This is a genomic window from Hahella sp. HNIBRBA332, from assembly GCF_030719035.1.
Taxonomy (GTDB): domain Bacteria; phylum Pseudomonadota; class Gammaproteobacteria; order Pseudomonadales; family Oleiphilaceae; genus Hahella.
In genome coordinates, this window is sequence record NZ_CP132203.1 from 2,012,715 (window position 1) to 2,039,584 (window position 26,870).

At 53.9% G+C, this 26,870-nt stretch carries 26 protein-coding genes; 7 read left to right on the forward strand and 19 right to left on the reverse strand.

All coding sequences use genetic code 11. From position 1 onward, the window contains the following. Positions 1–72 precede the first annotated feature (72 nt). From O5O45_RS09300 to O5O45_RS09325, 6 genes are all read right to left on the reverse strand, one after another. The gene (locus O5O45_RS09300; protein ID WP_305904936.1) at positions 73–831 is read right to left on the reverse strand and encodes a substrate-binding periplasmic protein; all 759 of its coding nucleotides are present in this window, start codon (positions 829–831) and stop codon (positions 73–75) included. Positions 832–1,016: 185 nt separating this feature from the next. After that, entirely contained in the window at positions 1,017–1,874 is an 858-nt protein-coding gene (locus O5O45_RS09305) for an ImmA/IrrE family metallo-endopeptidase (RefSeq protein ID WP_305904937.1), read from the reverse strand. 173 nt (positions 1,875–2,047) lie between these two features. Further along, entirely contained in the window at positions 2,048–2,989 is a 942-nt protein-coding gene (locus O5O45_RS09310) for an agmatinase family protein (RefSeq protein ID WP_305904938.1), read from the reverse strand. Positions 2,990–3,002: 13 nt separating this feature from the next. Next, the gene (locus O5O45_RS09315; protein ID WP_305904939.1) at positions 3,003–4,280 is read right to left on the reverse strand and encodes a radical SAM/SPASM domain-containing protein; all 1,278 of its coding nucleotides are present in this window, start codon (positions 4,278–4,280) and stop codon (positions 3,003–3,005) included. 105 nt (positions 4,281–4,385) lie between these two features. Further along, positions 4,386–5,357 carry an EamA family transporter gene (locus O5O45_RS09320; RefSeq protein WP_305904940.1) on the reverse strand — a complete coding sequence of 324 codons (972 nt, stop codon included), beginning with the start codon at positions 5,355–5,357 and terminating at the stop codon, positions 4,386–4,388. Between the two features lie 251 nt (positions 5,358–5,608). Next, positions 5,609–6,541, reverse strand: coding sequence for a LysR family transcriptional regulator (locus O5O45_RS09325; protein ID WP_305904941.1), 933 nt, complete (start codon positions 6,539–6,541; stop codon positions 5,609–5,611). Between the two features lie 109 nt (positions 6,542–6,650). Here O5O45_RS09325 and O5O45_RS09330 point away from each other — a divergent pair, with 109 nt between their 5' ends. The 4 genes from O5O45_RS09330 to O5O45_RS09345 all read left to right on the forward strand — a co-directional run bounded on the left by O5O45_RS09330 (position 6,651) and on the right by O5O45_RS09345 (position 12,271). Next, positions 6,651–7,700: an MBL fold metallo-hydrolase gene (locus O5O45_RS09330; protein WP_305904942.1), complete on the forward strand. Its 1,050-nt coding sequence runs from the start codon at positions 6,651–6,653 to the stop codon at positions 7,698–7,700. Positions 7,701–7,969: 269 nt separating this feature from the next. Continuing rightward, positions 7,970–9,511: an alpha/beta hydrolase family protein gene (locus O5O45_RS09335; RefSeq protein WP_305904943.1), complete on the forward strand. Its 1,542-nt coding sequence runs from the start codon at positions 7,970–7,972 to the stop codon at positions 9,509–9,511. A 5-nt stretch (positions 9,512–9,516) separates the two neighbouring features. Beyond that, on the forward strand, positions 9,517–10,644 hold the full coding sequence (locus O5O45_RS09340) for a caspase family protein (RefSeq protein ID WP_305904944.1): 1,128 nt from the start codon (positions 9,517–9,519) through the stop codon (positions 10,642–10,644). Continuing rightward, on the forward strand, positions 10,631–12,271 hold the full coding sequence (locus O5O45_RS09345) for a hypothetical protein (RefSeq protein ID WP_305904945.1): 1,641 nt from the start codon (positions 10,631–10,633) through the stop codon (positions 12,269–12,271). The genes O5O45_RS09340 and O5O45_RS09345 overlap by 14 nt, the downstream gene beginning before the upstream one ends. Before the next feature lie 127 nt (positions 12,272–12,398). On the opposite strand, the gene O5O45_RS09350 is transcribed toward O5O45_RS09345, so the two are convergent. After that, entirely contained in the window at positions 12,399–12,629 is a 231-nt protein-coding gene (locus tag O5O45_RS09350; protein ID WP_305904946.1) for a hypothetical protein, read from the reverse strand. 339 nt (positions 12,630–12,968) lie between these two features. On the opposite strand from O5O45_RS09350, the gene O5O45_RS09355 reads away from it, so the two are divergent. Then, entirely contained in the window at positions 12,969–13,655 is a 687-nt protein-coding gene (locus tag O5O45_RS09355) for a heavy metal response regulator transcription factor (RefSeq protein ID WP_305904947.1), read from the forward strand. Beyond that, positions 13,642–15,048 carry a heavy metal sensor histidine kinase gene (locus O5O45_RS09360; RefSeq protein WP_305904948.1) on the forward strand — a complete coding sequence of 469 codons (1,407 nt, stop codon included), beginning with the start codon at positions 13,642–13,644 and terminating at the stop codon, positions 15,046–15,048. The genes O5O45_RS09355 and O5O45_RS09360 overlap by 14 nt, the downstream gene beginning before the upstream one ends. A gap of 25 nt (positions 15,049–15,073) precedes the next feature. On the opposite strand, the gene O5O45_RS09365 is transcribed toward O5O45_RS09360, so the two are convergent. The 5 genes from O5O45_RS09365 to O5O45_RS09385 form a co-directional block, all read right to left on the reverse strand. Further along, positions 15,074–15,472, reverse strand: coding sequence for a hypothetical protein (locus O5O45_RS09365; RefSeq protein WP_305904949.1), 399 nt, complete (start codon positions 15,470–15,472; stop codon positions 15,074–15,076). A gap of 105 nt (positions 15,473–15,577) precedes the next feature. Next, entirely contained in the window at positions 15,578–16,054 is a 477-nt protein-coding gene (locus tag O5O45_RS09370) for a hypothetical protein (RefSeq protein WP_305904950.1), read from the reverse strand. 254 nt (positions 16,055–16,308) lie between these two features. After that, positions 16,309–16,785 (reverse strand): hypothetical protein, encoded by a 477-nt coding sequence (locus O5O45_RS09375; RefSeq protein WP_305904951.1) that lies wholly within the window; start codon positions 16,783–16,785, stop codon positions 16,309–16,311. 88 nt (positions 16,786–16,873) lie between these two features. After that, the gene (locus O5O45_RS09380) at positions 16,874–17,896 is read right to left on the reverse strand and encodes a hypothetical protein (protein ID WP_305904952.1); all 1,023 of its coding nucleotides are present in this window, start codon (positions 17,894–17,896) and stop codon (positions 16,874–16,876) included. A gap of 320 nt (positions 17,897–18,216) precedes the next feature. Beyond that, a complete protein-coding gene (locus tag O5O45_RS09385; RefSeq protein ID WP_305904953.1) occupies positions 18,217–18,540 on the reverse strand; it encodes a topoisomerase DNA-binding C4 zinc finger domain-containing protein in 324 nt (107 codons plus the stop codon). A gap of 243 nt (positions 18,541–18,783) precedes the next feature. Here O5O45_RS09385 and O5O45_RS09390 point away from each other — a divergent pair, with 243 nt between their 5' ends. Continuing rightward, positions 18,784–19,299, forward strand: coding sequence for a hypothetical protein (locus O5O45_RS09390; protein WP_305904954.1), 516 nt, complete (start codon positions 18,784–18,786; stop codon positions 19,297–19,299). Positions 19,300–19,436: 137 nt separating this feature from the next. Here the strand turns inward: O5O45_RS09390 and O5O45_RS09395 are convergent, their stop codons facing one another. The 7 genes from O5O45_RS09395 to O5O45_RS09425 all read right to left on the reverse strand — a co-directional run bounded on the left by O5O45_RS09395 (position 19,437) and on the right by O5O45_RS09425 (position 26,865). Continuing rightward, positions 19,437–20,258 (reverse strand): substrate-binding periplasmic protein, encoded by an 822-nt coding sequence (locus tag O5O45_RS09395; RefSeq protein ID WP_305904955.1) that lies wholly within the window; start codon positions 20,256–20,258, stop codon positions 19,437–19,439. A 56-nt stretch (positions 20,259–20,314) separates the two neighbouring features. Further along, entirely contained in the window at positions 20,315–21,169 is an 855-nt protein-coding gene (locus tag O5O45_RS09400; RefSeq protein ID WP_305904956.1) for a hypothetical protein, read from the reverse strand. 78 nt (positions 21,170–21,247) lie between these two features. Next, positions 21,248–22,810: an MBOAT family O-acyltransferase gene (locus O5O45_RS09405; protein WP_305904957.1), complete on the reverse strand. Its 1,563-nt coding sequence runs from the start codon at positions 22,808–22,810 to the stop codon at positions 21,248–21,250. Between the two features lie 9 nt (positions 22,811–22,819). Further along, positions 22,820–24,505 (reverse strand): carbamoyltransferase family protein, encoded by a 1,686-nt coding sequence (locus O5O45_RS09410; RefSeq protein WP_305904958.1) that lies wholly within the window; start codon positions 24,503–24,505, stop codon positions 22,820–22,822. Further along, positions 24,502–24,753 carry an acyl carrier protein gene (locus O5O45_RS09415; protein ID WP_216736267.1) on the reverse strand — a complete coding sequence of 84 codons (252 nt, stop codon included), beginning with the start codon at positions 24,751–24,753 and terminating at the stop codon, positions 24,502–24,504. Before O5O45_RS09415 ends, O5O45_RS09410 begins: the two co-directional genes overlap by 4 nt. Continuing rightward, complete coding sequence (locus tag O5O45_RS09420) at positions 24,750–25,853, reverse strand: cytochrome P450 (protein WP_305904959.1); 1,104 nt, start codon at positions 25,851–25,853, stop codon at positions 24,750–24,752. Before O5O45_RS09420 ends, O5O45_RS09415 begins: the two co-directional genes overlap by 4 nt. Beyond that, positions 25,843–26,865: a cytochrome P450 gene (locus tag O5O45_RS09425; RefSeq protein WP_305904960.1), complete on the reverse strand. Its 1,023-nt coding sequence runs from the start codon at positions 26,863–26,865 to the stop codon at positions 25,843–25,845. The genes O5O45_RS09420 and O5O45_RS09425 overlap by 11 nt, the downstream gene beginning before the upstream one ends. Positions 26,866–26,870: the final 5 nt, after the last annotated feature.

The window sequence follows — 26,870 nt, forward strand, 5'->3', positions numbered from 1 at the left end:
GGATAAGTGTAAAACTTTGTGATAACCGAGAGCGGGGAAGGGAGGGACGCTGTGAGCAGGATAAAGGGGAAATCAATCAAAAGTTGGATCATTAAACCTACTAAACAGCTCCTTTAATTTCCCACTCTTCATCAAACGGTCCATCTCTCTATCCCATATCTCCGCAAACCTCCGTCCTTCGTCGTCGTATCTGAATCCGAGGTAGAATTTGGCGCCTGGGATGACGTCTTTCTGGATGACGACGCGTTGCGCCAGGCGGGTGTCGATGACGGCGTCGACGAGGCGTTCTTCGTAGTCGAGGATGAAGTCGATGCGTCTGAGGTCGAGCATTTTCAGGGCGGCGTCTATGTCGACGAATTCGTGGACCTGGACGGGAACAGTGAGGATGCCGTTATTGTCGAAACCGGAGTTGGGCTCCCAGGAGACGCGTTGTCCTTTTAGTTGTTCCTGGCTGATCCAGTGGTCTATTTTGCCCTTGAGGTGAGCGACGGAGAGGCTGCCCACATAGATGTGCCAGCGGGGCAGGTAAATATCCCGCATGCCTTTGTAGGCGCCAGGAAAGGCGTCGAAGTTCAACTTGGCGGTTTGCACGTTGGCCTGGCATCGTTTGGGAGGCATGTAGCTCACTTCTACTGAGACGCCGTTGTCCTCGTAAATAAGCTCCCATAATTCATGATATAGCCCTGTGCCATCCGGGTTGGTGTAGCCTTGCCAGATTGGGGTGCAGATGCGAATGATGGAGTCGGCCTTTAGAGGAAGGCTGACGCCAAGCATCAGTAGTAAGGCGATCCAAGAAAGACTCTGTGGGGATGACAACCGTCTATTTGGCATTGGGCTTCCAATTTGCTGCTACCAATACTTGTTGATGAAAAAGGTATTGGCTTGAAGTATAGCAGTGGCAAATTGACGGAACGTGGGAAAGACCGACAAGGGGGTAATTCCTAGTCAATTAAGAGCTATTGAGAATGTAGAAAAATAGCAGGCTTTTAAAATCTGTTTACAGGTACTGAGGGTGTTCAAAACTCTGTGTCAACCAATCCTAACTCCTCTAGCCTTATAGCCATCGCCGTCACTGATACGTTGAACTGGTCAGCTAATGAAATAAACTGAACTCTGTTATAACGCATAACTTTGGCTAAGTATTGGCTCAAGTCTCTACGGGTTTGCAGCTTCTGGGATATCTCCTCAAGACTTTGAGAAAGCGCGAATGCGCTTGTGTCATTCAACTTGAATTCTTGGGTTAAGAATCTATCCTCAAATGCTTTTCGAATTTGCTTCTCTGGCATTAAAAAGAATGTTGCAAAGGTATCTGCTTCATATTCCATTGGGACTCTGGACGCTCCGCCGCCGCTACCATCTAATGCTCGGTCGCGATGAAATCCGACACCCTCGTGAAGGATTGCGTGCCCCAGCTCATGCGCGGCAGTGAAGTTTCTAATATTTGGAAGAGGCTTCCGAGAGATAGCGACCTCTAATCTAATGGTATCGATTGAGCCGGCAACTTCGTATAACTCTGCGCCATCTGGCTTATATTGGCCGAGTGAATCTTGCATGTTCACCGAATAACCAAGATATTTGAATGCCACTATTGGATCTAAAATATCGATGGGGGAAGTAAGCGCTTGGTCTGGGAAGAGTTGAGACCTGTTGCGCCACATCTTGGCTTGCAGATTACGGGCAAACTTCTCTATATCAGCTCTGGAAAATCTTTGGCCTTTTCGTTTTCCATTTAAAATTATGTCGGATGACATAGAAAGATTAGGCTTCTTAACGGAGGAAATTGCGCTGAATCTCCCTTCATCATCAAGGTATGCGTAGGGATTTTTTAGAAGAAGGCGGCTCTCGCGTATCTGATCGGTAAGGGATTGATCCATATTCACTCCGAAAAGCTATCTGCTCAAAAAACGCTCAGGCCAATATATGGTAGATAGGAGTGTGAATCAACAATACATGTGGAATTAACCGTCATCTATACGGCGGCGCGCAAAAAAACGCCCCCGACAGGCGAGTGCGGAAGGGCCCGGTCGGGGACGAAGGGTTTAATCGGTCAGTGGCGTCGTCTCTCGGTCAAGCCGGCGAGGTAGTTCATGACGAAGTGGGCGGCGACTTCTGCGGTGTTGGAGGCGTCGTCCAGGGGCGGGCTGACTTCTACAATATCCAGGCCGATGGTTTTGGTTTTGCGGGCGATTTCATAGACCGCGTCGGCCACTTCGTACGCCATCAGGCCACAGCCGTTAGGGACGCTGGTGCCCTGGGCGAAGGCGCGGTCGAGACAGTCGATATCCACCGATACGTAAACGCCGTCGGTATCGCGAGAAGCGTGAGCGATGGCTTCCTCCAAAGTGTGGTGCCAGCCGTCGCGGCGGATCTCGTATGGGGTGCGCACCATGACGCCAGCCTGTTCCGCCCGTTCCATGTACTCTCGCGAATAGATCGGCGCATTGACGCCCAGCTGTACGCTATTGGCGTGGCTGTACACGTCTTGCACCGTATACATCCAATGCCCCGAATGCTCCTGACCTTTCACCGGCGGACGGGAGTCGAAATGGGCGTCAAACACGATCAGACCGAAACGCTGGCCGCCGGAACGTTTAAGGAGTCCGCGCAGTATCGGATCAGTGACCGAATGATCGCCTCCCAGAAAAACCGGCATCGTTGCAGGCGGCAGCGCCGTGACAGCTTCTTCGATGCGGGAATAGGTCTGATGAATGTCATTGCTGACAGGCACCGGCGCGCCGCGGCGAAAACGCAGAGAAGAAAGGTCTGCGCGTTTGTCCGTGCAATAAAGACTGAAACCGTTCAGCGCCTCCAGAATGGCGGCGGGCCCAAACCGGGTTCCGGGTCGATGACTCACGGCGAAATCGAAGGGAATCTCCACAAAGGTGATCAAGTCTGAACCGAAGTCTGCGCCGGCGGCGTCTTCCACATCCTTGACCCAGGCTTCGGACACCCATTTCAGGGACTGATCATTGACAACTCTCTCATACATGGCGGCTTCCTCATCACACCGGTTGCGTTGTTTGCGTTTTCACCATGGCGCCTTTGCGGGTCAACTCCACATGGTCAATGCCGACGGCCTGTTTGGCCCTTTCCACCACCGCGTCGTCGCCATGCTTGGCGCGCCAGCGTTCATATTCTTCGACCTTGCGGTTCATGGCGGACAGGTCGCGGCCTTGCCATTGGCGCTCCCGCACCAGACAGAAACCGTTCTGATCCGGCGTACGGATTTTCGCCGCATAGGCGGAGTTCCATACGTTCTCCAGCGTATCCTGGCGCAAATGGCCAATCAGGCGGGACAGGCCGTTGCAGTCGTACACTTCGCCAAACAGATTCACGAACAGGCCGCAGTTAACCTGCCGACAGCGATAGCCGCCGCCCATGGGACGGCTGGGGGAATAGATCAGCCCGTATTCCTCCTCGTCGATTTTGCGCATCATCTCTATCAGGCCATTGGCGCGCTCTTTCTCCAGTAGCAGGGACTTATGATCCGCCATGCCTTCCGGGATCAACGTCATGATGTAGCTGTGTACGTTGTTGTCTCGACACCAGCGGAATAGATCCGCGACATCGTCCAGATCGTGAAACTTGGGCGTCACCACGACATCGATAGCGAGTCGGGTGGGAATCGACTGGTTGAAGCCCCGATCCAGCAGCAGGCCCATGGCGCTGCGCGCTTTGTCTCCATAGCCGCGCACGCCCACCATGCGGTCCTGCACGGCGGTGTCGATATTGTTGTATTTGAGGAAAACGGACGCGCCCAGCTCATACAGGCGATCCGCTCCGGCGGCGTCCAGATGATAGCCGCTGGTGAACAGGACAGTGGTCATGCCCAGACTATGAATGTATTCGACGATCTCCCAGAAGCCGGGATCAATCATCGGTTCGCCGGCGCCGGGAAACTCCACCGTTGTGGCTCCGAGGCGGCGCGCCTGCAGAATGATGTCTTTACGCTCCTGCGTGCTCAGCTCTATCCGGTCCGGCACATCGCTGTAGCGGTCTGGCGTGCGGTCGCAATAGAAGCACTTCAGTTTGCATTCGCCGGTCATATCGATGTCCAGGTGCAACAGACGATTTTCCGCCTGAGCCCGGCGAATTGTCTCCTGGCAGTAATCCGTGCCCGCCGCCCACAGGTTCTCCAGCCGGCTCTGCGCAGCCTGGATATGGGGGAGGGATTTGCGGTCCACATCAGGGGAGAGACGCAGTCTCGGAAGATTGTCGGTCCGCTCTTCGGCGGCGTCGATCAGATGTACGTTCAACAGCGTTGCGTGATTCTTATCCATGACTAAATTCCTTTTTTGATCCATTTTGCGTGACAGCTATTCCATGAAGCGTATCCTTTTCGTCTTCACCGCCATGAGGCCAACGCGGGCTTGGCGGTTGTGGATTTAGTAGGCGTTCTGAGTAGGTTCTTGCAGTGTCCCAGTGGTCTCGTCCAACGCCTTTTTCGCCTTGTTTTTCTGAGACGAGGACTGGGCGTTTTTTTCTTTTATTGTGATGAGGCAGACGGCGACGATGATCACGCCGATACCGATCATGTTGACCAGGGTCAGGCGTTCGCCCACCAGCGCGTAAGCGACCAGTCCCGCCACAAGAGGATCGAACATGCCGATAATAGTGGCGGGTAGGGCGTCTACGTGACGCAATCCGTACATCAGCAGCCAGTAGGGAATAATGGTGGCGATAATCGCGATAAACGCGATGTAGAGAACGACTTCCCCGGAGTAATCAATGGTATGAACGGTGAGCGCCGGCAGCGCAGCCAGCCAGAGCAGGGAGCTGACCAGAAACGCATAGAGCGTCACTGTACTGGCGCCGACGCCGCGTTGCTTGCAGGCGTTGCCGAGCATATTGAAGATGGCGAACGCCAGGCCGCAGGCCAACCCCACCAGTACTCCCGCGTTGAGGGAAAACAGTTCCGCCTCGCCGCCGGTGAGCAGGAAGCAGCCCGCTACGCTCAAGGCGACGATGCCTGCGTCACGGAGGTCAACGCGGCGTGAGGCGAAGGCGACGCTGATCAACAGCACGAAAAATGGCGCGGTGTATTCCAGGGTGATGGCCGCCGCCACGCTGATCATGCTGATGGCGTAGTAAAAAGTAATGTTCACAGCGGTGAAAGCCAGACCGGTGGCGATCAACAGGGGAATCGCCGACTTGCTGACCCGAAAGGTGGCGGGCTGCGTCAGCAGCATGGCCAGCGAGAATACTGCGCAGGCGACCAGCGAACGCACCGCCGTTAGATCCAGGGGCGAGATATCCGCATGGAACAGCACTTTGGCGAGGGCGCCGGCGACGCCGAACAAAATCGCCGCGATGGCGATCGCGGTAATGCCGAGAGCAAAAGGATGATTTCGCCACATATCGAGTTCCTTCCGTTGCAATCCATGTTTATGGCAGCGATATACGGGCTCCGTATGCCGTCCCGCCTGTAACATAACGCGCGCCGACGCCTGACGACGAAGTGGCGTCGAATCTGTCAGGCGACGATATCGTTGCGAGACAGGACGAATGAAAAGGGGGACGAATTCATACTACGCCTGTTTCCGGCTCGCTGGCAACAGGCAAAGTTATCATTAAAAACAAACGCTTAGGCTCATAGTTAGAGCGTTTCTCAGAGCGCCATGGCTTCCTGCAGACACGCCTCTATCAGCGTCATCAGCCAGCGCAGAGCCGGGTCTTTATCGCGGGTGGCGCGCCACACCAGATCCACGCTGGTGTCCGCCAACGCCAGTGGCGGCGCCGTGGCGCGAAGTCCCGACGCAGCGCACATGCAACTGGCGACGACGCTGGGAACGGTGGCCAGAGCGGGAATCCGCTTGAGGATCGGGGGCAGGGTGGAGAAGCGAGGTAGTGCGAACTGCACGGTGCGTCGCAGGCCCATTTCCGCCAGAGCGACATCCACATTGCTTTCAAACGCGCCTTTGTAAGTCACCATCAGATGCGGATGACTGACATATTGCTCCAGCGTGAGGGGCTCTGTGATGGCGACCTGGGCGGGATCGTAAACACTGAGAAAGCCCATGGAGCACAGGCGTTTGCGCAGCATCCAGGCAGGCCCGCCGTCCATGAAGCAGGAAACGCCCAAGTCCATGCCATTCTGCTCCAGCATGGCGGGCCCCTGAAAAGGATCGACGGATTTAATGGCGAGTCGGATCGACGGCGCCAGCTGATGCAGCTTGGCGATCAGGCGGGGCCCCAGCCAGACCTCCACCCAGTCCGACATGCCTACGGTGAAGACGCCTTCGCTGGTGGCGGGATCGAACGTCGACGGCTCGAACAGGGCGGAATGGATTTTCCCCAACGCCGGCAGCAACTCCGCTTCCAGCTGTAAGGCTTTCACCGTAGGAGACATACCCTGCGCAGTGCGCACCAGGATCGGATCATCGAACAGCTCCCGCAACCGAGACAGCGCCCCGCTTACCGCAGGTTGTCCCAGGTGCAGTTTTTCCGCTGCGCGGGTGACGCTGCGCTCGCGCAATAGAACCAGCAGGGTGACCAGTAAATTAAGGTCGACGCCCCTAAAATCTCTTTCGGTGATATTCATTATCGTGATAATCGATTTGAGTGATGGTGGCGGATATTGAATCATTGCTCCCGGTCAAAGGCAATGGCGATGACGCTGAGCCGCAGTAAAAATCTTTTAAGGAATTACTATGTCTACCTCTTTTTTTCGCACCGCTTTCCATACTTCCCATAGCACTCAGAAAACACCCCTGGCGCGTAGTTTGTTTCTGGGCGCAGCGATACTGACCGCCGGAGTATCTATGATGGCGCCATCCGCTTACGCTGAATCCGCCGCGAACGCAAAATCCACCCACGTCGCTGTAGCGGCGCAAAGCAATCCTGGTTATTACGGCATGAAGCTGGGCGACTTCAAAATTACCGCGGTTTCCGACGGTTCTGTAATGGTCGACTTCACCAAACTGATGAACAACACCACGCCGGAAGAAGTGACGCGGCTGCTGGCGCGCCATTATCTGGGGCCACAGGTGGAAACCTCCATTAACACTTTCGTGATCGACACCGGCGACCATGTAGCCATCGTGGACACCGGCGCGGGGGATATCTTCGGCGACAAGGGCGGCCACCTGCTGGACAACCTGAAAGCGGCGGGATACCAGCCGGAGCAAATTGACGCCGTACTGCTGACCCACATTCACGGCGATCACTCTTCCGGGCTGATACGCAATGGCAAGATGGCGTTCCCCAATGCGACGGTCTATGTGGATCAGCATGATGTCGACTTCTGGCTGAATCCGGCCAACAAAACCAAGGTAAATGATACGTTGAAACGCGGCTTCGACTGGGCGGAACAATCCGTCAGGCCCTATCTGAACGCCAACAAAGTGAAAACCTTCAACAGCGATGGCGAGTTGTTCCCTGGCGTGAAAACGGTCGCCACTCATGGGCACACGCCAGGGCACACGGTGTACGAAGTGGAAAGCCAGGGACAGCGTATTCGTTTCCTGGGGGATCTGCTGCATATTAGGGACATCCAGTTCGCCAGACCGGAAATCACTATCGATTTCGACGTCGACTCGCCAGAAGCCGCCCGTCAACGACTCGCCGCCTTCAACGATGCGGTGGAAGACGGTTATCTGGTGGGCGCCGCGCACATTCCTTTCCCTGGCGTCGGTCATGTGCAACGGGACGGCGGCGCGTTTGAATGGATTCCGGTGAACTATAGCGCGCAAGTGAAGTAACGCCCGTCTTTGTCTGATAGCAACAGGGTCTGAGTGTTTCAGGCCCTGTCTTGCGCGCACTGTTTCCCGGTATGAGGGAATCACCCCTCACAGAACGACTTCTTCATCTATACTCAAACTAACGCCTTTTCTGGGCGCTGGTTGTATTGACGGCTGTAGGCGATGGACGCGAAGGGAATTTCAGCAGCCGATGCGGGATGAACCTTCGCCGATACGGAAGGCGGCTTCTGAGAACATGTCATGGCAGGGTCAGCTTGAAGGAGGTGCGCATGTTCATTTCCAAAGATCACATCATTCACTTGGCGGACGGGCGATTACAGCCCGCATCCTCTACCTCTGCGGCGGACGTGCGCCATATTGTGCGTCAGGCGCTGCAAAAGAACCCACCGGCGGGAATCGTCATTCACTTCCACGGTGGACTGGTCAGCGAAAGCAGCGCCCGGGAAACAGCCGAGCAGCGACTGTATCCCTTGTATGCCGATAAAGCCGGCGCTTATCCCATATTCTTTGTGTGGGAGTCCGGCTTTTTCGAGGCCCCCATGAATAACCTGAGGGAAATCGCCAACGAAAAAATCTTCAGGGAATTCGTGAAAAAAGCCTCCGAATGGGTGCTGAAAAAGCTTCCCGCAGGCGCCGGTATAAAAGGCGCGGGGGGAGTGGGGGTTAATGAAATCAAGTTGCGGCAGGAGTTCGACGACTGGTTCGCCGGGCGCAGAGATGCGCCCCCTGAGGCGCTGCATAAGTCCGCTCATCTGTCCAACGCCGTGATCGCCGCCAATACCCGCAGCGCTGCGCTGGATGTGGATGAACTGCTCGTTGATATTACCGATAGCATAGAGGGAGATCCGAATTTTCAGGAGGCGGTGACGGAAGTCTATAACGGCCTTCACCCGCGCAATGGGCTGCAATCGGCCTCCAAATCAGAAGGCGCAAGGGTTGCCTCCAATTCGCAGATCAGCAAGGAAGCGGCGGATCGGCTGTTCGAGCCTCAGCCTGCTGAAACCACCAAAGGGTTCGGCGCGATCGCCTGGGTGAAAGTCGCCAAAGTGGTCGCCGCCATTGTGGTGCGCGTTATTCGGCGTTTTCGCGCCGGGCGGGCGCACGGCGCATACGTCACCTTGGTGGAGGAGGCGTTGCGTGAACTGTATATCGACAAAATCGGGCGCTCGCTATGGTGGGACAGAATGAAGAAGGACACCGCCGACGCCTTTACTGAAGGGAATGAATTTGGCGGCCATGTTTTCCTGTCAGCGCTGAAGGAGGAACTGGAAGGCGTGCAGACGCCGCCCAGAATCACTCTGGTGGGGCACAGCACCGGCGCGATCTATATCTGTCATCTGCTGAGAAGCGCCGCCCGCCTGCTGCCCAATCAGCAGTTTGACGTCCTGTTCGAAGCGCCGGCCGCCACCCATGCGCTGATGGCCGCCACGGTCGCTGAGCTCGGCGGCAGGATCAGTCACTTCCGCCAGTTCGCCATGTCTGATGAGCGTGAGGCGGGAGATATTCTGGTTCCCATTCTGTATCGCAGCTCGTTGCTGTATTTCGTCTCAGGCATGCTGGAGAACGAACCGGACGAGCCCCTGGTCGGCATGCAGCGCTATCTGAGTGAGAGCGACGTCTACAACGCCGACGCTTTCCCCAATATCCAGGCCTGTCGCGAGTTTTACGGCAAATATCCCAACAGCCTGGTGTGGTCGCCCAGCGCCGCCGGGGATGGCCGCAATAGCGACGGTCGTAAACATGGGGACTTCGATGACGCCGACGATAGCACCATGGCGAGTGTGGCGTACATCCTTCAACATGGGTATTAAGCGTCATGGCCAGCAATGACTACGCTATTCTGGTGGGCATCAGCCGATACGCGGACCCTGACCGCCTGCCTGACCTGCAGGGCCCGGTTCGTGACGTTGAACTGATGCGTAGCTGGCTGACGTCGCCTTCCGGCGGCGATGTGCCAGCGACTCAGGTCATAGAAATCGTATCCGATGAAACCGGCATGACGCTGGCTGATCTGACAACGAGGAATGAGGGTGACGATAGCGCCATGCCGCCCCTGTTCCAGGATTTTTTCAAGAAGTTCCTCAAACTGGTCAGCAAGCCGGATCGCAGCGGCTATGTGTATCGCGACAGCCGGCTTTATCTGTATTTCTCCGGGCACGGATTTTGTGAGAAATACCGCCGCGAAGCCCACGCTGCGTTATTCGTAGGCAATAGCAGTCCGATAGAAAGCTGGAATATTTACGGCACCTATTTTGCGCAATGGACCAAGGATCAGGGGCTGTTTTCTGAAATTGTGCTCATCATGGACTGCTGCCGTGACGCCAAGTTGACGCAACGTCCTATGCCGCCCCCCCTGCCGCAACCCACCAATATTGGCGCCAGCGTCGCGCCAAGGCTGTTTGAACTGTACGGGGCTCCGCGAGGAGGCAAGGCCCAGGAGCGGGCCATCGCCGCCCGCAATGGCGAAGTGCACGGACTGCTGACTCACGCCTTTCTGGATGCGTTGGAGCATGCGGAGTGGGGAAAAACAGAGGTGCCTTCCCAGGCGGTGAAGAATTATCTGGAAAGTCAGTGGCGCATACTTTGCGAAGGGAGTCCGGCGGACCCGCCGGAGGTGGTGATTCCGTCCAATGGCGAAATCTACTTTCAGCGTAAGGCCGGTAAATTGAAGTCGCAACGCTTCAAGGTAAAGAACTGGACTCAAGGAGAGAGAGTCAGAATCGTTAACGGCCAGTTTGAAGTGATTGCCGAACTTACTCTGATGGGAGATCAGGTAAAAGTTAAGCGAGAGGCGCAGTCAGGAGGCGACGACAGCGAGGAATTAGTCATTCCTGTCGTCGATGGCGAGTTTGAGCTGCCGCTGCCGGTTTCTTTGTTGATGGCGACCGGCGGGGCGGGGATTCAACAGAAATTTGAAACCGGAGGTGACGATGTCGAACTCTAAAGCATCCGTTACCGTCAATATCGCCGACCGCCAGGGCGAGATCGAAGTGGTGAACAGCGCGTTTCAGGTGGTCGCCAACGGGTTTGGCGCATTGACAGTGGACCTGGCGCCGGGACTGTACAAGGCGCGCGCGCAGGCTGGCGGAGGACGCACGGAATCGCTGTTCCTGGTAGAGCCGGAGGCGGAGACGCTGACCGTGCCTCTGGACACCATCGACTTCGCCAACCCCGCGCCGGTGCAGGAGGGCGAAGATTGGATCAAGCGTCAACAGTTGGCGCTGTTTGATCTGGTTGAGAGTGAACCGGAGGAAGTAGGACTGGGGTGGGACGGCGGGCTATTGCTGAGCCTGCGTCAGGACGCGATTCACGATGGCGACGAAGGGCGGAGTGCGGACCGTTTGCGCGCCGCCATGGATCGACTGCAGCTACGGGACGCCATGGGCAATCAGCTCGCTGACTTTCGCCGCAAAGAAATCTATCTGCCGGAACTGGGACTGACCGCCGTTAACCTGAAGCTGAAAGCCGGCTACTACCTGCTGGGCTATCAGGATGAGAAAGACGAGACGGTTTTGACTCCTTTTTATGTTGTAACGGGCTGGCGCAGTCAGGCCTATTTTCACCTTCCTGACCAGGGCGCTTTTGGCTATCAGGACTTCAGCGAACGGGCCATGTTGATGACGCCTTCGGGAATGGGCTTGCCTCATTACGAGCTGCGACGGTATTTAAGGCTCACTGAGATTGCGCGCTATGCATTGCTGCAGGGACGGCAGGCCATCACCCGGGAGGAAATGAATGCGCTGTTGCAGGACAAGTTCTTTAATCCGCTCTTTGGTCTGTTCGCCGCCCACTTGTTGCTTTTGAGCCCGAGTCCCAATCAGGACTTGCTGGAGACGGTGATACACAACACCGCCGGGATGATTGGCGTTGATAATCCGGACATTCAGGCGTTGAGGCTGACACTGGCTGCGCTCAAAGGGGAATCGCCATCCGCTTCACTGCAAGGAGTGAGCTTTCCGCCTATGCTCAGCGCCAGCTGGAGAGCGTTGCTGGATTGCCCTGCCATGCTGGCCGGTAATCCCGTTCTGCGTGAAGTGGCGGCCAGACAGGTCGCCCAGGGCCCTTGGCTGGCCTGGAAGCTGGAAGAGGACGTTGGCGGCCGTATTGTGACGCGCCCTGGTGGCTCTGTGCTGTCGCCACGAATATTAGAGCTGACCTTAAATATATCTTCTAATGCATTGGAAAAATTGAATATTTTTACTAAAAGTTATAATTCTTCCACTCTGACCCACTCGTCCTGGGAGCCGCCAGAGACGACTCCAGCGTCAGAGGAAGACGCGTTGCAAGCCATCAAGGACCTCGCCTGCAATACCCCCTGGACCGAGATTATTCGGGAACACAAGAGAGCGATTCGCGAAGGGCGAGGAGGGCTCCATCTGACCAGTCTGCAAATCTCACTGCTGCCTATGTTGCAACTGATCAAGGAGCAGCTGGAAGAAGGGGACGACTTCACGTTGGAGGAATTCAGGCTAATGATGTCGGGGCTGCATGCGCCGCTTATTATCGCGGCGGAGGCGTTGCAGGATTTGACCAAAAAACTGGCGACGACCACTGCGCCGTCCGGCGGCTAGTTTTAAAAAGAAAGCTATCTACGGCTTGAAAAAAGGGGGCGGGAAGCCCCCGACTGAGTGGACATCTCAGGTGGAACCGTTGTGTGATGTCTAATCGCTCTTGATGCTAAGGATGTTAAAAAGAGTATTAAGACTGCGTGTCTTGGCTGGGGGCGTCGTCAAATAACCAGCGCTTGTGCTGCACCGCCGTGTGGCCCATTTGGCTGGCGGTGGAGTAGCCTGATTTGGCGGCGGCTTGCTCTTTCTGCTCTGCTTTCTTTTCCCACAGGTAACCGCCGCCTTCATTCTCGGCTGCATTCGCAGTCAGGGTGAAGCTGGACGCCATCAGGGTCGCTAAAATCATTGCTTTGGCTTTCATCGTTTCAATTCTCCAGTTACAGGGTGTGTATTTCGTTAAACCTTTACGGACAGTATTTTTCGCTACGGGCTTGGCCCGGCTTAATCCGAATCCTTTTGGTTTCCGCTGCCAGCAACTCCCTCGCAACAGGCCGGCTGCGCCGGTAATTCGAAAAGGATGGCGACACTATGTCGCGTCGGCGCTGACGGAGGCATGACGCATGGGTTACAGGGTCGTAATGCGGCCGTCATCTTTACGCACGGCGCCACGGGTTATCTTTGCGCCGCCGCGCCCGCACGCGCGGCTTGATTCCTCTCACATGTCCCTATGCGACAACCCTATGCAGCCCGGAGGCGCAACATGAAACTGCTGGTCGTGGAAGACGAAGCGAAAACCAGGGAATACCTGCGGAAAGGCCTGACGGAAGCGGGCTTTGTCGTCGATACCGCCGCCAATGGCCTGGATGGCCGGCATTTGGCCATGACTGAACAGTTTGATTTGATCGTGATGGATATCATGTTGCCGGATCTGGATGGCTGGCGTCTGCTCGCCTCCTTGCGGGAAGGGGGCAACGCCACCCCGGTGCTGTTTCTGACCGCCCGCGACAGCGTGTCGGACCGGGTGCAGGGACTTGAATCCGGCGCCGATGATTATCTGGTGAAGCCGTTCGCCTTCTCTGAACTGCTTGCGCGCGTGCGCAATATTCTGCGGCGAGGGCTCGCGCCTTTAAGCGGCAATCAACTGAGCGTGGGCGATCTGACCTTGGATATTTCCCGCCGCAGCGCCCGTCGCGGGGATGCGGATATTCAGCTGACCACGAAAGAATTCACCTTGCTGGAGCTGTTCGTGCGGCGTCAGGGGGAAGTGCTGCCACGTTCACTGATCGCCTCTCAGGTGTGGGATATGAATTTCGACAGCGACACCAATGTCATTGACGTGGCGGTGCGGCGCCTGCGTATGAAAGTGGACGACGGCCATGAAATTAAATTGATCCAGACCGTGCGGGGCATGGGCTATCGGCTGGATGTGCGCAATGAGCTCCACTAAACGGCCATTGCCTCTCGCGGTGCGCATCACTGCGCTGGTGGGGATAGCCATCCTGGCGGTGTTTCTGGTGTTCGGTTGGCTGATCGAACGCACCATCGACCAGCATTTCATGGAGCAGGACAGCGCCGTGCTGAAGGAAGCGGCGGCCGTGGTGGAGGATATCCTGTTTCAGCATTGGCCCGCCGAAGATATCGACATGTTGCAGCGCAAGCTGGATCGCGCCCTGCCTGACCGTCTTGGCGTAATCTGCAAACTCAGCAAGTCCTCCAGTGAAGTTTTATACGCGTCCCCTGAATTTCGGGGCAGAGGGTCGCCGGGGGATCTGGAAGTGTTCACGGTGATTACTGCGGACAACTTGCGCATGTGGCGGGACGGGCAGAATCTGTACCGTGGCGTCCGCTTGAAGTTGAGCGCGCCGGAAGCCGCGCCGTCCTCTTACTATCTGGTGACGTTGGCGCTTGAAATCAGCGCTCACCGGAAATTCATGAAAAGCTATCGCCATACCTTATGGGCGTCCACTTTATTGGCGGCGCTGGTGGGAATATGTGGCGTGTGGGTGGGGGTAGGCAGGGGGCTGGCGCCGCTGCGGCGAGTCAGCAACCGTATTCGCGGGGTCTCCTCGGACCGGCTGCACGTCCGATTGGAACTGGATGCCGCGCCGATCGAACTGGTGGAACTGGCCGCCTCTTTCAATGACATGATGCAACGCGTGGAAACGTCCTATCAGCGCCTGTCCAATTTCGCGGCGGATATCGCTCATGAATTGCGCACCCCCGTCACCAACCTGATGACGCAAACTCAGGTGGCTCTGAGCAAAGGGCGGGGCGTGGAGGAATATCGTGAGGTGCTTTATTCCGGTCTGGAGGAGTTCGAGCGCATCTCCAAAATGATCGACGACATGCTGTTGCTGGCGCGCACGGAGAGCGGTTTAGGTCGTTTGTCGCCGGAAAAAGTAAGCCTACGCCAGGAAGTGCAGGACCTGTTTGACTACTTCGAAGCCTGGGCGGAAGCCCAGGGCGTATCGCTGACTCTCAAGGGACGTTGCCGCAAAGTGCGGGGAGACCGCATGATGCTGCGTCGCGCCGTCAGCAATCTGCTATCCAACGCCATCCGCCACACTCCCGAAGGCGGGACCGTGTCCGTATCCCTGTGCGACACTCCCGGCTTCGCCGTGGTCAGCGTCGCCAACCCCGGCCCCGGCATACCGCCGGAACACTTGTCCCGTGTGTTCGACCGCTTCTACCGCGTCGACGACTCCCGCTGCCGCACCGACGAAGGCGCCGGTCTGGGACTGGCCATCGTCAAATCCATCGTAGAAGCCCACGGCGGCTGCATCGCCGCCAACTCAGAACAAAACCACACGCAATTTGTGATGAAAATGCCGGGTAAGTAGGACGCGCCGCCGGGGCGCAAGAGTCTTATCCTCCGTGCGCCGAGGCGAACTCCGGGTAGAGAATAAAGTTATGGATGAGTAATGGAATCAGCCCGCCAAACATAATGACAGTGCTGACAACCAAAACATAACAGAGACAGATTTGAAATCTTGAAGCGTGAGCGCGAAAGTTAATGGTCTTCCTGTAAACGCTTTTTTGGTAATTGAACCGTCCATCCACAAACCTTTTGGCAAGCCCTTTAAGAGGCCTGCCTTTGTAAGGCTGCAGCAAAATGCCTGATACATAGTTGAATAGTCGAATCAGGAAACTGACATAGAAGATGCCTTTCTCTAGCGTGAACTCCTGAATCTCAAACTTCTTATCGAAAGGCCTGACGATGGAGAAATAAGCCACAGGCAACTGAATAAGCAAAATTGAGAACATGACCAGCGCCCAGATAAGCAGCCCGTAATGCCAATAGACGTTGGGGCTTAACAAGAACTCTGGGGGCGACGTGGGCAATTTCTGTGACTCAATACGGTAAAAAGGTTAGCTATTTCGTGCTGCGGCGAAGTCAGGGTAGAGAATAAAGTCATGTATGAGCAAGGGGATTGTTCCTACAAACAATATGACTGTGCTGACCAGCATGAGATAGCACAGCGCGATTTGAAACCCGGAGGCATGGGCGCGAAAGTTAACGGTCTTCTTGTAGACACGTTCCTGATAGCTGAGACGTCCATTGACAAATCGTTGCGCGAGACCTTTCAAAGGCCTGTCTTTATAGGGCTGCACTAATATCCCCGCCACGTAATTGAAAAGCCGCATCAAAAAGCTGACATAGAAAATTCCTTTTTCCAGCGTGTAATGTTTAATCTCAAACTTTTTATCGAAGGGCCTGACGAGCGTGAAATAGGCGACAGGAAGCTGGACTAATAATATTGAAAATAAAACCAGCCCCCAAAATACCCAATAGTAGTGCCATATTGGGTTTGGGCTGAGAAGCAGCTCGGTCGGGGCGTCAGCCAATATGTGTACTCCTGTCAAAATGTGCGGCAGCTTTTGGCGTCTCACAACCAGCGTGGATTTATATTAATCAGGTAGACAAATAGTTCCCGTCTATTTGTCTGCAACGACAGGGCCTGCACAGGTCAGGCTCTGTCTCCCGAAGCCTGCCGCCGCATTCACGCGTCTGGATATTAAAATATCATTGCCATGTTAATTACTCATGCGAGACCTGTTAAACATAGAGTAACGAAGGAAGTCTTGAGGGTTGTGGAGCTTTATCCACCCCGCGCGGCCGCAAACTCCGGGTAGAGTATGAAATTATGGATGATCAGGGGAATCACGCCGACGATCATCACGATGGTGCTGGCGATCAGAATATAGCTCAGAGCTATTTGAAGGGAATTGGCGGAGGATCGCATATTAATTCTCTTTTCGTACAGCCTGTCCTGATATTCAAACTTGCCATCAATGAGCCTCTTGGCGATCGGGTTGGAAAGCTTGCCGCGATAAGGCTCAAATACAATCCCGTGAACGTAATTGGTCAGGCGGACAACAAAGCTGCCATAGAAAATGCCCCTCTCAAGAATGATGTTTTTCATTTCAAACTTCTTGTCGAAAGGCCTGACCACAGCGACGTAGGCCAGTGGCAGCTGAATGAGCAGCACGGAAAATAGCACCAACATCCAAAATACCCAATAGTAATGCCATAGTGGGTTTGGGCTGAGGAGCAGCTCATGTGAGGCGTCAGACAATATGTGTCCTCCTGTCATGCGCGGGTTGTCGCCGAATAGGCGAATATATCCGCCTTGTTATTAAACTACAAAAAGTTCTATATTGATATTAAAAGCCAGGTGCAATGTGCTGTAGCCTTGGTACGTTTCGGTAATTCTGAAACTGCATATCAACAAAGTCGTATGTGTTACCAGCTGCATATTTTGCCATATAGTCCAACGATACAGCAGCTGCCCCAATCACAATAATAGCTATAATCCAGCCTAGTGGGCCGAGGGCGAGGCTGAGGGCATATAAGCCGCCTATGTAACCAACATAAAATGAAGCGCCAAAACCGGCCGCCTCCATCATCGTTTGTCGATATCGGTTGTCTGCAAGATATATGTTTCTGGCTCGGAGTCCAAGGTCGAGAAAAACTAAACCTTTTCCAACATAGTTTAATGCTTTCAGGCCGGAGGTTATTTGTCTGCCTTGAGTTGAACCTGTAAGGGTCATATATCGGCCGCGGCTTGCCAATTTCATGGCGCGTCTCGAACTATACGCAGGATGGCGGGCATGGTTTGCAGAAGCTTTTCCAATGTACCGCTGCATGATATTGCCAAAACGTTGGTTAAGTTCCTTATACGCATTGTTGATCTGCGTCTTAAGCTTGGCTTTTTGTAAGTTGGGCGCTTTTCCGTATTGTTCTAATAACACTTCAATTTCGTTAAGTGCTTTGACGAAACCTTCTGTTCTGGTGGCTGTGGCGCCTAATCCGGCTCCGCCAAATGTATTAAGATCTCCTGCGTGGCTATACCAGTCTTGATCTTTCAAAAACTCCATAATGGCTTGGATTAGGATTATTGACTCATTACCACCTAACTCTGCTATGCCATTAAACGCAGCATCAGGCATGCACTGTAGTTGAGTTCTTAGAGACTGGTATTCGTTTCTTAGAATAGGGTTGCAGTGAACGTCCTGATTCAGAATCACTAAGTCGTTTCTAGGAAAGGTGGGCGTTTTAATTAAATCTTTGTTGAACTCCATAACATAGTCCATACGCTGCTGCATGGTCATAGAGTTGTTTGCGGGGAAATCATTTGCCATTGCCCTGATCGGGTCGCCTTGTTTAGCGATATAAACGTCTGCCATTTTCCTTATTCCCTAAAGATGAACCTAATTGGAGAAGATTGAGGGGCAAGATTTTTTCTTCCGGAAGGGGTTGTCGTCAATCAAGCAAAGAGGATAGGGGAAAACCCTTGGAGGACAAAAAAACCGTTAAATAACTTACGACTGAACACTAAAAGTCAAAAAAGGTAATGTAACAGGTTGTCAAATATGCAGGCTTGGCTCGCCTCTCTACGGCTACCGCATCGCCGCCAACTTCGAGCAAAATCACACGCAATTTGTGATAAAAATGCCGGGTCAGTGAGGGGCTCATTAAGGCCCCAATCGCCTAACTGTCTTTTCTATCAAGCCGCCCGCACGCCCGTGCATTTCGGAGAGGCGCTGCAGCTGAAGAATTCGCGGCCGGCGCTGGGGCCTTTTTTGATTCGGCGGCTGACCATCTGTGCGCCGCATTGGGGGCATATTCTGATTCTGTTTGCGGGCTTACGTTCGTTGGCGTCGGCGATGCGCATGACGGGTAGCGGAGTTGAGGCAGGCGTTTCCTCTTGCTGGGTTACGCGTTGTATGAGGTTACTGAACCAAGAAGTTTGCACCAGGGAGATAATGGCCGCCAACGGGGCTAAAAACCAGAATTCGAGCGCAAGGTCAAACGTGAATGAAGTGTTCATGATGCTTCCTGCTTTTATCTTTCCGGATTGTTCTTGTTTTGGGGAAGTATAGTCCATCGGCGCGGGGCCGGGCGGCGTTGGCCAGGCGAATCGTAGTTATTACGGTATGGATAGTGGGCTTGTACAAAATATGATCTTTTTATAAAGGTTTCGCCTGTTCATTCACGCCTATATTGATAATCGGCTCATGCTGTTTCGTTGACGCCGGTGGAGCAACCCATTTGACTGCAAGGAGTGTGTCCCATGGCTAAAACCCACAAGCAAATCATCGAAGCGATCACCCAGCGTATGTATAAGCGTCGTCTGCGGGAGGCGAACACCACTAAAAGCGGTTTCACTATGTGCTACGCGGTATCTGTGGTCACTGGCCGCTGCTATGTCGGCTACAACATGGATGAATTGAATAAAACAGACTGGGGAACTGGCGGTTGCGCGGAAAACCGCGCGGCCTATCTGGCGATGGCCTATGGTGAGGCGTTGGAAAATATGGTGTTTTTCGCCATGAACAACAACAGCGAGTATTTTAACGCCTGCAGCGATTGCCAGCGCTGGCTTTGCGGCGCCCATCAAGGGCGGGGATTTCTGAAGAACCAGAGTCAGGAGTGGATGATCTGTACGACTCGATTTCATTCCGCATCAAGCGCTTATGTAGAGGCGCCGTTGACGGAGCCAGAACAGGAAACGCTGTTTGCGGCGGGTGACGAAATTGATGAGGATTCCCGCGAGTTCTACAGGGATATCCGCTACAGACAGGGCTGATCCGCTAGGGAGCCACTGAAAAACTACCTGCGGCGTCAAAAGTCGGCTCAAAATGCTCATTTATTCACGATAAACTGCGCTTTTTCGCCGACTTTTTCCTTGCACTGGCGGCCTCGCCAACGTTTTTCAGAGGTTCCCTATTTTTTCGGATCATACTTCCCAGCCAGCAGATCCGCCATATAGCGGTCATAGAGTCCCTCTGCGCGGACCTGCTTGAGTCCCTCATTGAACATCAACATCAGGCGCATCGAATCCTTATGAATTCGGGGGAACAGCAAGCTCAGACGGGTGGTGACGAGCGGTTTGGGGTTGTATGTGATGGACTCTCTGATCGCTTTGGGAAACTTCAGGCGCAGCAATGTCATGCCTGCGACCGGACCCATCAAGCATAAGTCGATGCGGCCCAACGCCAGCATGTTGAAGTTCTGCTCATCTTCTGGAACGGTGCTTACCCGCAGCAGGCCTGAGTCCGCCGCAGCCCAAAACTCTTTCGTATAGGTATAACCTATTGTGGCGCCAATGCTGTACAAGCGGAGGTCGTCCAGGGAGTTCCAGTCGTCCAGCGGTGTGGTTTTCAAGTGAAAAAAGACGATGTCTTCCTGGGCCAGAGGGTCGCTGCAATAGAAGTCCTTCTGTCGTTCCTCGCTGCATACCCAATAGGAAGCGGCGTTGTGCAGACCCTGACGCGCCTGTTCGTAACTGCGCGCCCATAGATAATACTCAAACCTGACGTCAATGCCCTGGCGTTTAAAGGCCTCAGTAATGATATGCCCGATAAAGCCGTTATGGGGACCTTTCTGAGACACCCAGGGAACATATTCGCCAGTGGCGATGGAGATAGTTTCCTGAGCATGGATAACAGGGGGGAGAGCGCCTAGCGACATCGCGATGAAAAAGGCGCATAAAATACGTCGAGCACGCGGACTTGACGTCTGCTTTGGAAATACAAGGATGTCCATATGGCGCTTGCTGGCTTGGCGTGCGTGAGCGGGTCCAAATGATAGTTAGAACAAGTCTAGTTAATTTTAGTGCTGTCGTGGTCGCGCATAGGGTGTTTATCTCCTGAATCGCTGACTTGCACGAGATGTTGTAGGTAGTAGGCGCCCAATTCCGGGCTGAAGTGATTAGCGTCCTGCCATAACTTGGGTTCATTCAGAAACTCGCGGTCGTATATCTCCGAATAGGACACCAGGCTATTTTGCTCTCCTAGTTCACGTTCAATATCTGCAATCAACTGGTTGACCTCATCTGGGTTTAGAAGATCAGGATGCACCGGTGGAATAAAAAGAATCACATTAGTTTGGGCGGTGGCCTTGCTTTGTATGCGCTTGACCGCCAGCGCAATGTTGGTTGTATGTCGTGAAATGTTACGATATTGCCGGTATACCCTTTTGTCAAACGTGCTTACTTCCGTGAAGTAGGGGCCAGCGGCGCCAGGGTGGCTACAGTCAAACTTGGCCTGAGATTTCGGCTTGAACTGGCCCAACAAGGCCTCAGAAGAAATGAAAAATGTCCTCAGGCTGATCAGCTTGGCGATAAGGTCTTTCTGTGCAGATAGAATCTTTTCTGGTGGCGTGTATGGCAAGGCTTCCACAAAAATGGCGTCAAACTTGTTCAGGTTTACCGCATAATCGACAAGGTACTCAGTTTGGGTTGAGGTAATGCTGCTGACGCCGATATTAAGCACAGCGTTAAGAGCGCAGGTGTCGAAGCCTCTCATTACGCGGGACGATCCTATCAGCACTTTGGTGGCGGAGGTTTCCGCAAGCGCTGTTTTTATTTCTTCAAAAACAAGTCGCGTATTAATCTCATCGTAGACCGCGGGTTCATTCGCGACCTCGGTCACCCAGCCCAGACCCAGTGGGTCCATAAAAATATTTACTGGAAGAACCACGGCGTAACAGAGGACAAGGACACCGACGATACACTTGATATAACGGGTCACTGGTTATCCGCCATAGCTGAAGCTGGAGCCGTTATTGGCGAAGGATAGGGATACGCACAGCAATACGCCCGCGGCGATGGCGGTGCGCATACGATTGTTCCAACGCGTTTTTATAGCTTCCTCTTCGTTTTCCTCTAACAGGCCAAATATCTGCATGGAGTTTGGAAAATAAAACGTAATGAACGTGACGACCAGTATATGCAGCATGCTGAGGTCCGGCGATAGCATCGGTTGTGTTATTTCATAGCGATTGACCGTTGTGAGAGTTGGAAAAAAACTGTAGTACTCGATCCACGCGCCGTGGAGATAACCTGATAAGAAATCGAGTCTGTCTGACACGAAAAGGGTTGGGTTATGAGTAAGCATATTGGTGAAGGACTGCACGATCTCAAAGTCAGGATGGGTGAACTTCATGGCGCAGAGGCAGATAAAGATCAGCAAAATGGCTCTGGAGAGGAGGCTTGGCGTGCGAACTGAGGCGGGCTTGCGTCTTCTAAATAGAAGCGATGAGGACTCAACGCCCACAATAGTAATGGCGACGCACAGGCTGATGGCCACGGTTACGATATCCGGCGCATGCCAAACGCCCACCACGCCAAAAGAGCAAAATACGGCGCCGGCCCAGGCCGCCAGGTAGCGTGTATTGAGGTCCTTAATCGGCGCCCTTTTTAACAGTAGATAAACCGGCTGAAATACATACTGCCTGACAAACGCCATGAAACTCATGTGCCAGGACATGACATATTGCTGAGGCGTTTTGGCTTTGAGAGGCGAATTGAAATTGACGGGCAGGCGAACGCCGAATAGCAGAGCGATGCCAATGGCCATATCTGAATACGCCGAGAACACAAAATAAAAACTCAGCATGCCGCCCCAGAAAATGTATAAAAGTTCTGAGATGGAATAATAGGTTTCCGGGTTGATATTGCTAACCTGCAATAGCGCGCTGGTCATGCTCTCGATGGGGTCTGCGATCAGCGTTTTCTTCGCGAAGCCAAGAATGAACAGGCTGACGCCCAAATCAATGTTATAGGAAGAAATAGACGACGAACTGGTTTGCTGCAGCTGCCCCATCATGTCTTTGTAGGTGATGATAGGGCCAGAGGTAAGCGTGGCGAAGAAAAAAGAGAAGAACAGGTAATCGACAGTCTGGATTGGCTTTACCTGCCCGTTGGCGGAGTCGACAATTGCGGTGACCTGTTGCAGCGAATAGAACGCAAGGCCTAGTGGAAGCAGGAGAGACTGGGCCAGCTCTCCATCAAAGTAGACTGTTCCGCCAAGCAGTTTATAAAAGATGAGGGGGGTCAGGCTCAGCGCGACTCCGATCAGCTTGTACAGGCGTTTGCGATGAGGGGAGATTTCCATGCCTCGAATCAAGTGGTAGTTGATCAAAACCACAGCTAACAAAATGCCAAATGAAACCAGGTCTGCAATGGCGAGAAACAGCATTGAAGCAAAGGCGACGGATAGCCTGGCGTAGCCGGGCGCGACTCTTCTACACAGAGAGAAGAGGCAAAGGATCGCCGGAAACACCAGAAGGTAAAAGGTAAGGTAGGAGATTTTCATCTCTCCGCGTTACCTCTTTTTCTGAATGTAATGAGCGTCTAGAAGAATCGCATCCAGGCCTGTGGACATCAACACCGAAACGGCGTCGTGAGCCGAATGGATAATGGGTTTTCCCATCACGTTGAAACTGGTGTTCAAGAGGACCGGCGCGTTGGTTATTCCGCCAAAGGCGTGCAGCAGACTATGAAACCAGGGCGACACGCTGGCGGAGACGCTTTGCAGTCGCCCTGTCCCATCATTATGCACCACAGCGGGAACCTGTGAACGTTTATCTTCCTTCCACGGAAGCGCGAAAGACATATAGGGGGAGGGCTGGGCGTCATCAAACCAATCCTGAACCAGTTCTTCAGGTAAAGCGGGAGCGAAAGGACGATATGACTCTCTACCTTTAATGATTCCGTTAATTCTGTCTTTCATTTCCGGGTCCCTGGGGTCAGCCAATATAGACCGGTTTCCCAGCGCCCGTGGACCAAACTCCGCGCGACCCCGGGCTACGCCGATGACTTTTCCTGCGGCGAGTTCCTTGGCGATCAAATCCACGCTCCCCTCAGGAAGCGGCGTGACTGCAAGTCCTGAATGGCGCGCAATTGCGTCAATATCTGCGGCGGCGATTGATGAACCGAGATAAGGCGATAAATGGCCATGGGACAATCGCGTCGCTTTGTTATCCTCCGCCCAGGCAAGGATGGCGGCGCCTAGAGAATTGCCATCATCCGCTGGCGCTGACGGCGCATGGACCTGCTCGAAGCCATGCTGTCGCTTGATGCCGCCGTTGTAGAGGGAGTTCAGCGCACAGCCGCCGGAGAGCAGCAGGTTGGAGGTATCGGGGTATTGATCCTTTATATCGTATAGGATTTGGTCGACGAGCTCCTTATAGGCCTGTTGGGCGGACATCGCGAGACGGGTCTGGCTTAATATTGGGTCTTCAGGTTTTCTGGCGAGTCGCTGCAAAGAACATACGACAGTCTTGATCCGGTCTGTGTCGGATAGCAGCAGCCGGCCTGCCTCGACTTGCATGATTGACTTGATTTCGGCGACTAGCCTCTCATCCGCCTGACCGTAGGCCGCCAATCCCATTACCTTCCATTCTTCTCCGTGACGGGTGCTGAATCCGCACAGCTCCGTCAGCCAGCCATAAAGAGCGCCTAAACTGCCAGGCCCCCATGAGCGCCAAGCCCTTTTCAACGCGCCATCGTTCAATTCGAATAAGCTGGCGGCGCCGACTTCGCCTTCGCCATCCAATACCAGGCAAAGACCGTCTATGAATGGCGAGGAGTACAGCGCGTTGGCGGCGTGGCACATATGATGATCATAGTGACGCACCTCGCCCAACATACGTTCACCCAGCATCATTCGACAATGATTGCCCGCTTTGGCTTGCACGTAGCCCTGCTGACGCCTAATCCATTCACCGAGAGAGGCGGGCAACAGCGCATCGGATATTTCCACCGGTAACTCTTCCTTGATGGATTTCCAGCTGGTGGCGACCAGAAACTCTGCGTGGCGGTCTTTAGCTATTAAGGGTTTCAGGGCGCTCTCTATATGTCCGATATGATCCGGCATGACGCCCCAGGCTCTCTTGTCCTGTAGAAAGCGTTCGGTCGCCTCGGCGAAAATCACTTGCCCGTCGCTGTTTACAATGCTGAAGGAGGGGTCATGACCGGAGGTGGACAGCCCAATGTAGTAACGATTCATACAGGTTGCGCCATCTTCAACAGCGCGTCGGCGACCTCATTGGCAGTGCGGTATTCGAACATGACGATAGGCTCAATCTCGATTCCGAAATGATCTTCAAGGCGTCCGCAAATCAACACCGCATATAATGAATCCACACCGATCGAAGCCAGCGGCGTATCGCCAAAGAGCTGTTCCCGGGACGTTTTGGTCAGTTCTGATGCGCGATCAAGGATAAAACTCACGATGTATTCTTTTTCTAGTTTCATTGATCAGGGCTCACAGTTAATGAAGTTAATGCTCTGGCGATGTGATTACTCTCGTCGTACTGCTTGTTGAGCACTTGCAAGCGAGGGAACTGCTTTAAAAATCTTGGAATAAATTCATTGATGATGCGTTTGGACAGCGGTGCGCCAATGCAGAAGTGCGCGCCATGACCAAAGCTGTAGTGTCTCAAGCGCCCGCCTGGGACATCAATTTCTGTCAGGGCCGCTTTGGTGATATCAATCATGACGGTATCGCCTTGGCGGATAGTGATGCTTCCTAACTTGCGCGGTTGCGCCGCCACCCGATGAATAAATCGCGGCGCGGCGCACTGGTGAATAATGTACGGTAGACTTTCTAACATTTGCAGTGGTTCAGAAGAGGGAGGAGGGCCATCTCTGTACAGGACTTCAATTATATTACAAAGGGTTTGCGCCAGAGGCGCCACCGCTGCATAGAGAGTAATGACGAGAGCGACTTTCTCCTCATCGGATAGCGGCGTATCCTTATCCGCCATTAACTCCGCCAACATGCCGCCTGCAGGCGGCCCCATCTCAAGTTGCCGCTGGATCTGTTGGGTCAGCCATTCCAGTTCGTTATTTATACGCGCCAGATTATTCAAGGACAGCATTGGTTCTATCAGACGTTGCAGAACCATGGCCAAGCGATCGAATTTTTCGCTTTCAAGCGGCGCCAATCCCAGCAGCGGCTTGATAATCCGGGTGAATATGGGTTTCCCAACAAGGGCGATAACATCAAAGGACGTATTGGGCAGATTATCCAGAATAAGGCCGGTTTGAGTGACGATGACGTCATCCATCTCTTTCAACGCTTGCCCGCTGAGGTGGCGAAGACAAACATCCCGTAGCTGCTTATGCTTTGGCCCTTCCAGGAAAAACGGCGAGTTATCGACGTACAGTTTCAGAAAGCGCAAGTCTACAGGGGCGTGGGCTTCCAACTTGCGAAGAAAGCCGGGGAGATCAGGGACTCGGAAGGCTTTATCTGATAAGACGGTCGCGGCCTCGTGATAGTCATCGAGAATGAGGATGCCGTTCTTATCTTCAAATTTACTTCTGCGCGTTTGCGTCTCTTCTTCAGCAAACATAGGCCGGGATACTCGCTGGTCGTTTGGCGAAGGTGGACTGTTTGTACCGCACAGTCTCGGGATTTATTGCGATCCGTGTCAAAGTCGAATATATGACAGGGATCACTGCGCTAAGGTAAACCTTGGCCAGATTGGCTCCGGGGCAACGATGGCTACCGCCGCCAAAGGCGATGTGGCGACATTGACGACTACGTTCCAGCCCTGAAAAACAGCTGTCGGGATAATAGTTTGGGTCACGGTTTGCGGAAGGGACATGAATGAGAATCTGCTCCTCCGCTGCGATGGATAGCTCATCCATCTGGACCGGCTCTTTGGCGACGCGGGTCAAGTACTCTGTAGAAGCGCAAAGCCTCACCATTCCCTCAATATGTTCCTCAACCCACTGAGGATCGCTCAGCAACGCATGATGAAAGCCTGGCTCCTTGCTGTTTTCGAACAGAATCCCCGCCAGTGTTTCCGTTGTGGTGCGAGACGCTATCACTAACGTCGCCATTAATATCAGCAACTCCTCCTGATCCAGGTGATCGCCCTGCTGTTGCATCGCCAGAAGGATTCCGGGGCGGAGCGCCCGCCATTGACCGTTGATCATGTCCCGCAGGGATAAAAAGGCGTTTTGCAGCACTTTCAAGCGCCTTATTGGCAATAGTGGCTCAGTAATGGCCGCGGTTGCGTCGATCAGCGCCAGGAATTTTTCTCGATCAGGGATATCAAGACCAAACAGCTTGCTGATCATTGCAATAAAGAGCGGGTCACACAGGTCGCAGACCAAATCCACCTGCGACCTTTGCTTGAGTTGCAACAACAGCTCCCGCACGGCGACCAGCAGACTTTGCTTATCCATCGTCACAAGCCCTTGCTGCAGCGAGGACAGCGCGACTTTTTTCAACGCGAGATGCGCTGGGCCCTCCATGAATGACAGCATGGCGCGAACGACGCGGAGAAGATAAGAGAAGTCCTCTTCGCTTTCATGATTCAGCTTTTCCACATAGTCTGCGATGGAAAATGCGGCCATTTTCT

What these genes read in the sequence shown, in the direction of transcription:
- O5O45_RS09355 (WP_305904947.1), top strand. Translation starts at nt 12,969, where the DNA reads ATGAAACTGCTGGTCGTGGAAGACGAAGCGAAAACCAGGGAATACCTG.
- O5O45_RS09420 (WP_305904959.1), bottom strand. Translation starts at nt 25,853, where the DNA reads ATGTTTGCTGAAGAAGAGACGCAAACGCGCAGAAGTAAATTTGAAGAT.
- O5O45_RS09315 (WP_305904939.1), bottom strand. Translation starts at nt 4,280, where the DNA reads ATGGATAAGAATCACGCAACGCTGTTGAACGTACATCTGATCGACGCC.
- O5O45_RS09310 (WP_305904938.1), bottom strand. Translation starts at nt 2,989, where the DNA reads ATGTATGAGAGAGTTGTCAATGATCAGTCCCTGAAATGGGTGTCCGAA.
- O5O45_RS09345 (WP_305904945.1), top strand. Translation starts at nt 10,631, where the DNA reads ATGTCGAACTCTAAAGCATCCGTTACCGTCAATATCGCCGACCGCCAG.
- O5O45_RS09385 (WP_305904953.1), bottom strand. Translation starts at nt 18,540, where the DNA reads ATGAACACTTCATTCACGTTTGACCTTGCGCTCGAATTCTGGTTTTTA.
- O5O45_RS09400 (WP_305904956.1), bottom strand. Translation starts at nt 21,169, where the DNA reads ATGGACCCACTGGGTCTGGGCTGGGTGACCGAGGTCGCGAATGAACCC.
- O5O45_RS09365 (WP_305904949.1), bottom strand. Translation starts at nt 15,472, where the DNA reads ATGTTCTCAATTTTGCTTATTCAGTTGCCTGTGGCTTATTTCTCCATC.
- O5O45_RS09405 (WP_305904957.1), bottom strand. Translation starts at nt 22,810, where the DNA reads ATGAAAATCTCCTACCTTACCTTTTACCTTCTGGTGTTTCCGGCGATC.
- O5O45_RS09415 (WP_216736267.1), bottom strand. Translation starts at nt 24,753, where the DNA reads ATGAAACTAGAAAAAGAATACATCGTGAGTTTTATCCTTGATCGCGCA.
- O5O45_RS09305 (WP_305904937.1), bottom strand. Translation starts at nt 1,874, where the DNA reads ATGGATCAATCCCTTACCGATCAGATACGCGAGAGCCGCCTTCTTCTA.
- O5O45_RS09380 (WP_305904952.1), bottom strand. Translation starts at nt 17,896, where the DNA reads ATGGCAGACGTTTATATCGCTAAACAAGGCGACCCGATCAGGGCAATG.
- O5O45_RS09325 (WP_305904941.1), bottom strand. Translation starts at nt 6,541, where the DNA reads ATGAATATCACCGAAAGAGATTTTAGGGGCGTCGACCTTAATTTACTG.
- O5O45_RS09340 (WP_305904944.1), top strand. Translation starts at nt 9,517, where the DNA reads ATGGCCAGCAATGACTACGCTATTCTGGTGGGCATCAGCCGATACGCG.
- O5O45_RS09335 (WP_305904943.1), top strand. Translation starts at nt 7,970, where the DNA reads ATGTTCATTTCCAAAGATCACATCATTCACTTGGCGGACGGGCGATTA.
- O5O45_RS09390 (WP_305904954.1), top strand. Translation starts at nt 18,784, where the DNA reads ATGGCTAAAACCCACAAGCAAATCATCGAAGCGATCACCCAGCGTATG.
- O5O45_RS09425 (WP_305904960.1), bottom strand. Translation starts at nt 26,865, where the DNA reads ATGGCCGCATTTTCCATCGCAGACTATGTGGAAAAGCTGAATCATGAA.
- O5O45_RS09320 (WP_305904940.1), bottom strand. Translation starts at nt 5,357, where the DNA reads ATGTGGCGAAATCATCCTTTTGCTCTCGGCATTACCGCGATCGCCATC.
- O5O45_RS09410 (WP_305904958.1), bottom strand. Translation starts at nt 24,505, where the DNA reads ATGAATCGTTACTACATTGGGCTGTCCACCTCCGGTCATGACCCCTCC.
- O5O45_RS09300 (WP_305904936.1), bottom strand. Translation starts at nt 831, where the DNA reads ATGCCAAATAGACGGTTGTCATCCCCACAGAGTCTTTCTTGGATCGCC.
- O5O45_RS09350 (WP_305904946.1), bottom strand. Translation starts at nt 12,629, where the DNA reads ATGAAAGCCAAAGCAATGATTTTAGCGACCCTGATGGCGTCCAGCTTC.
- O5O45_RS09395 (WP_305904955.1), bottom strand. Translation starts at nt 20,258, where the DNA reads ATGGACATCCTTGTATTTCCAAAGCAGACGTCAAGTCCGCGTGCTCGA.
- O5O45_RS09330 (WP_305904942.1), top strand. Translation starts at nt 6,651, where the DNA reads ATGTCTACCTCTTTTTTTCGCACCGCTTTCCATACTTCCCATAGCACT.
- O5O45_RS09360 (WP_305904948.1), top strand. Translation starts at nt 13,642, where the DNA reads ATGAGCTCCACTAAACGGCCATTGCCTCTCGCGGTGCGCATCACTGCG.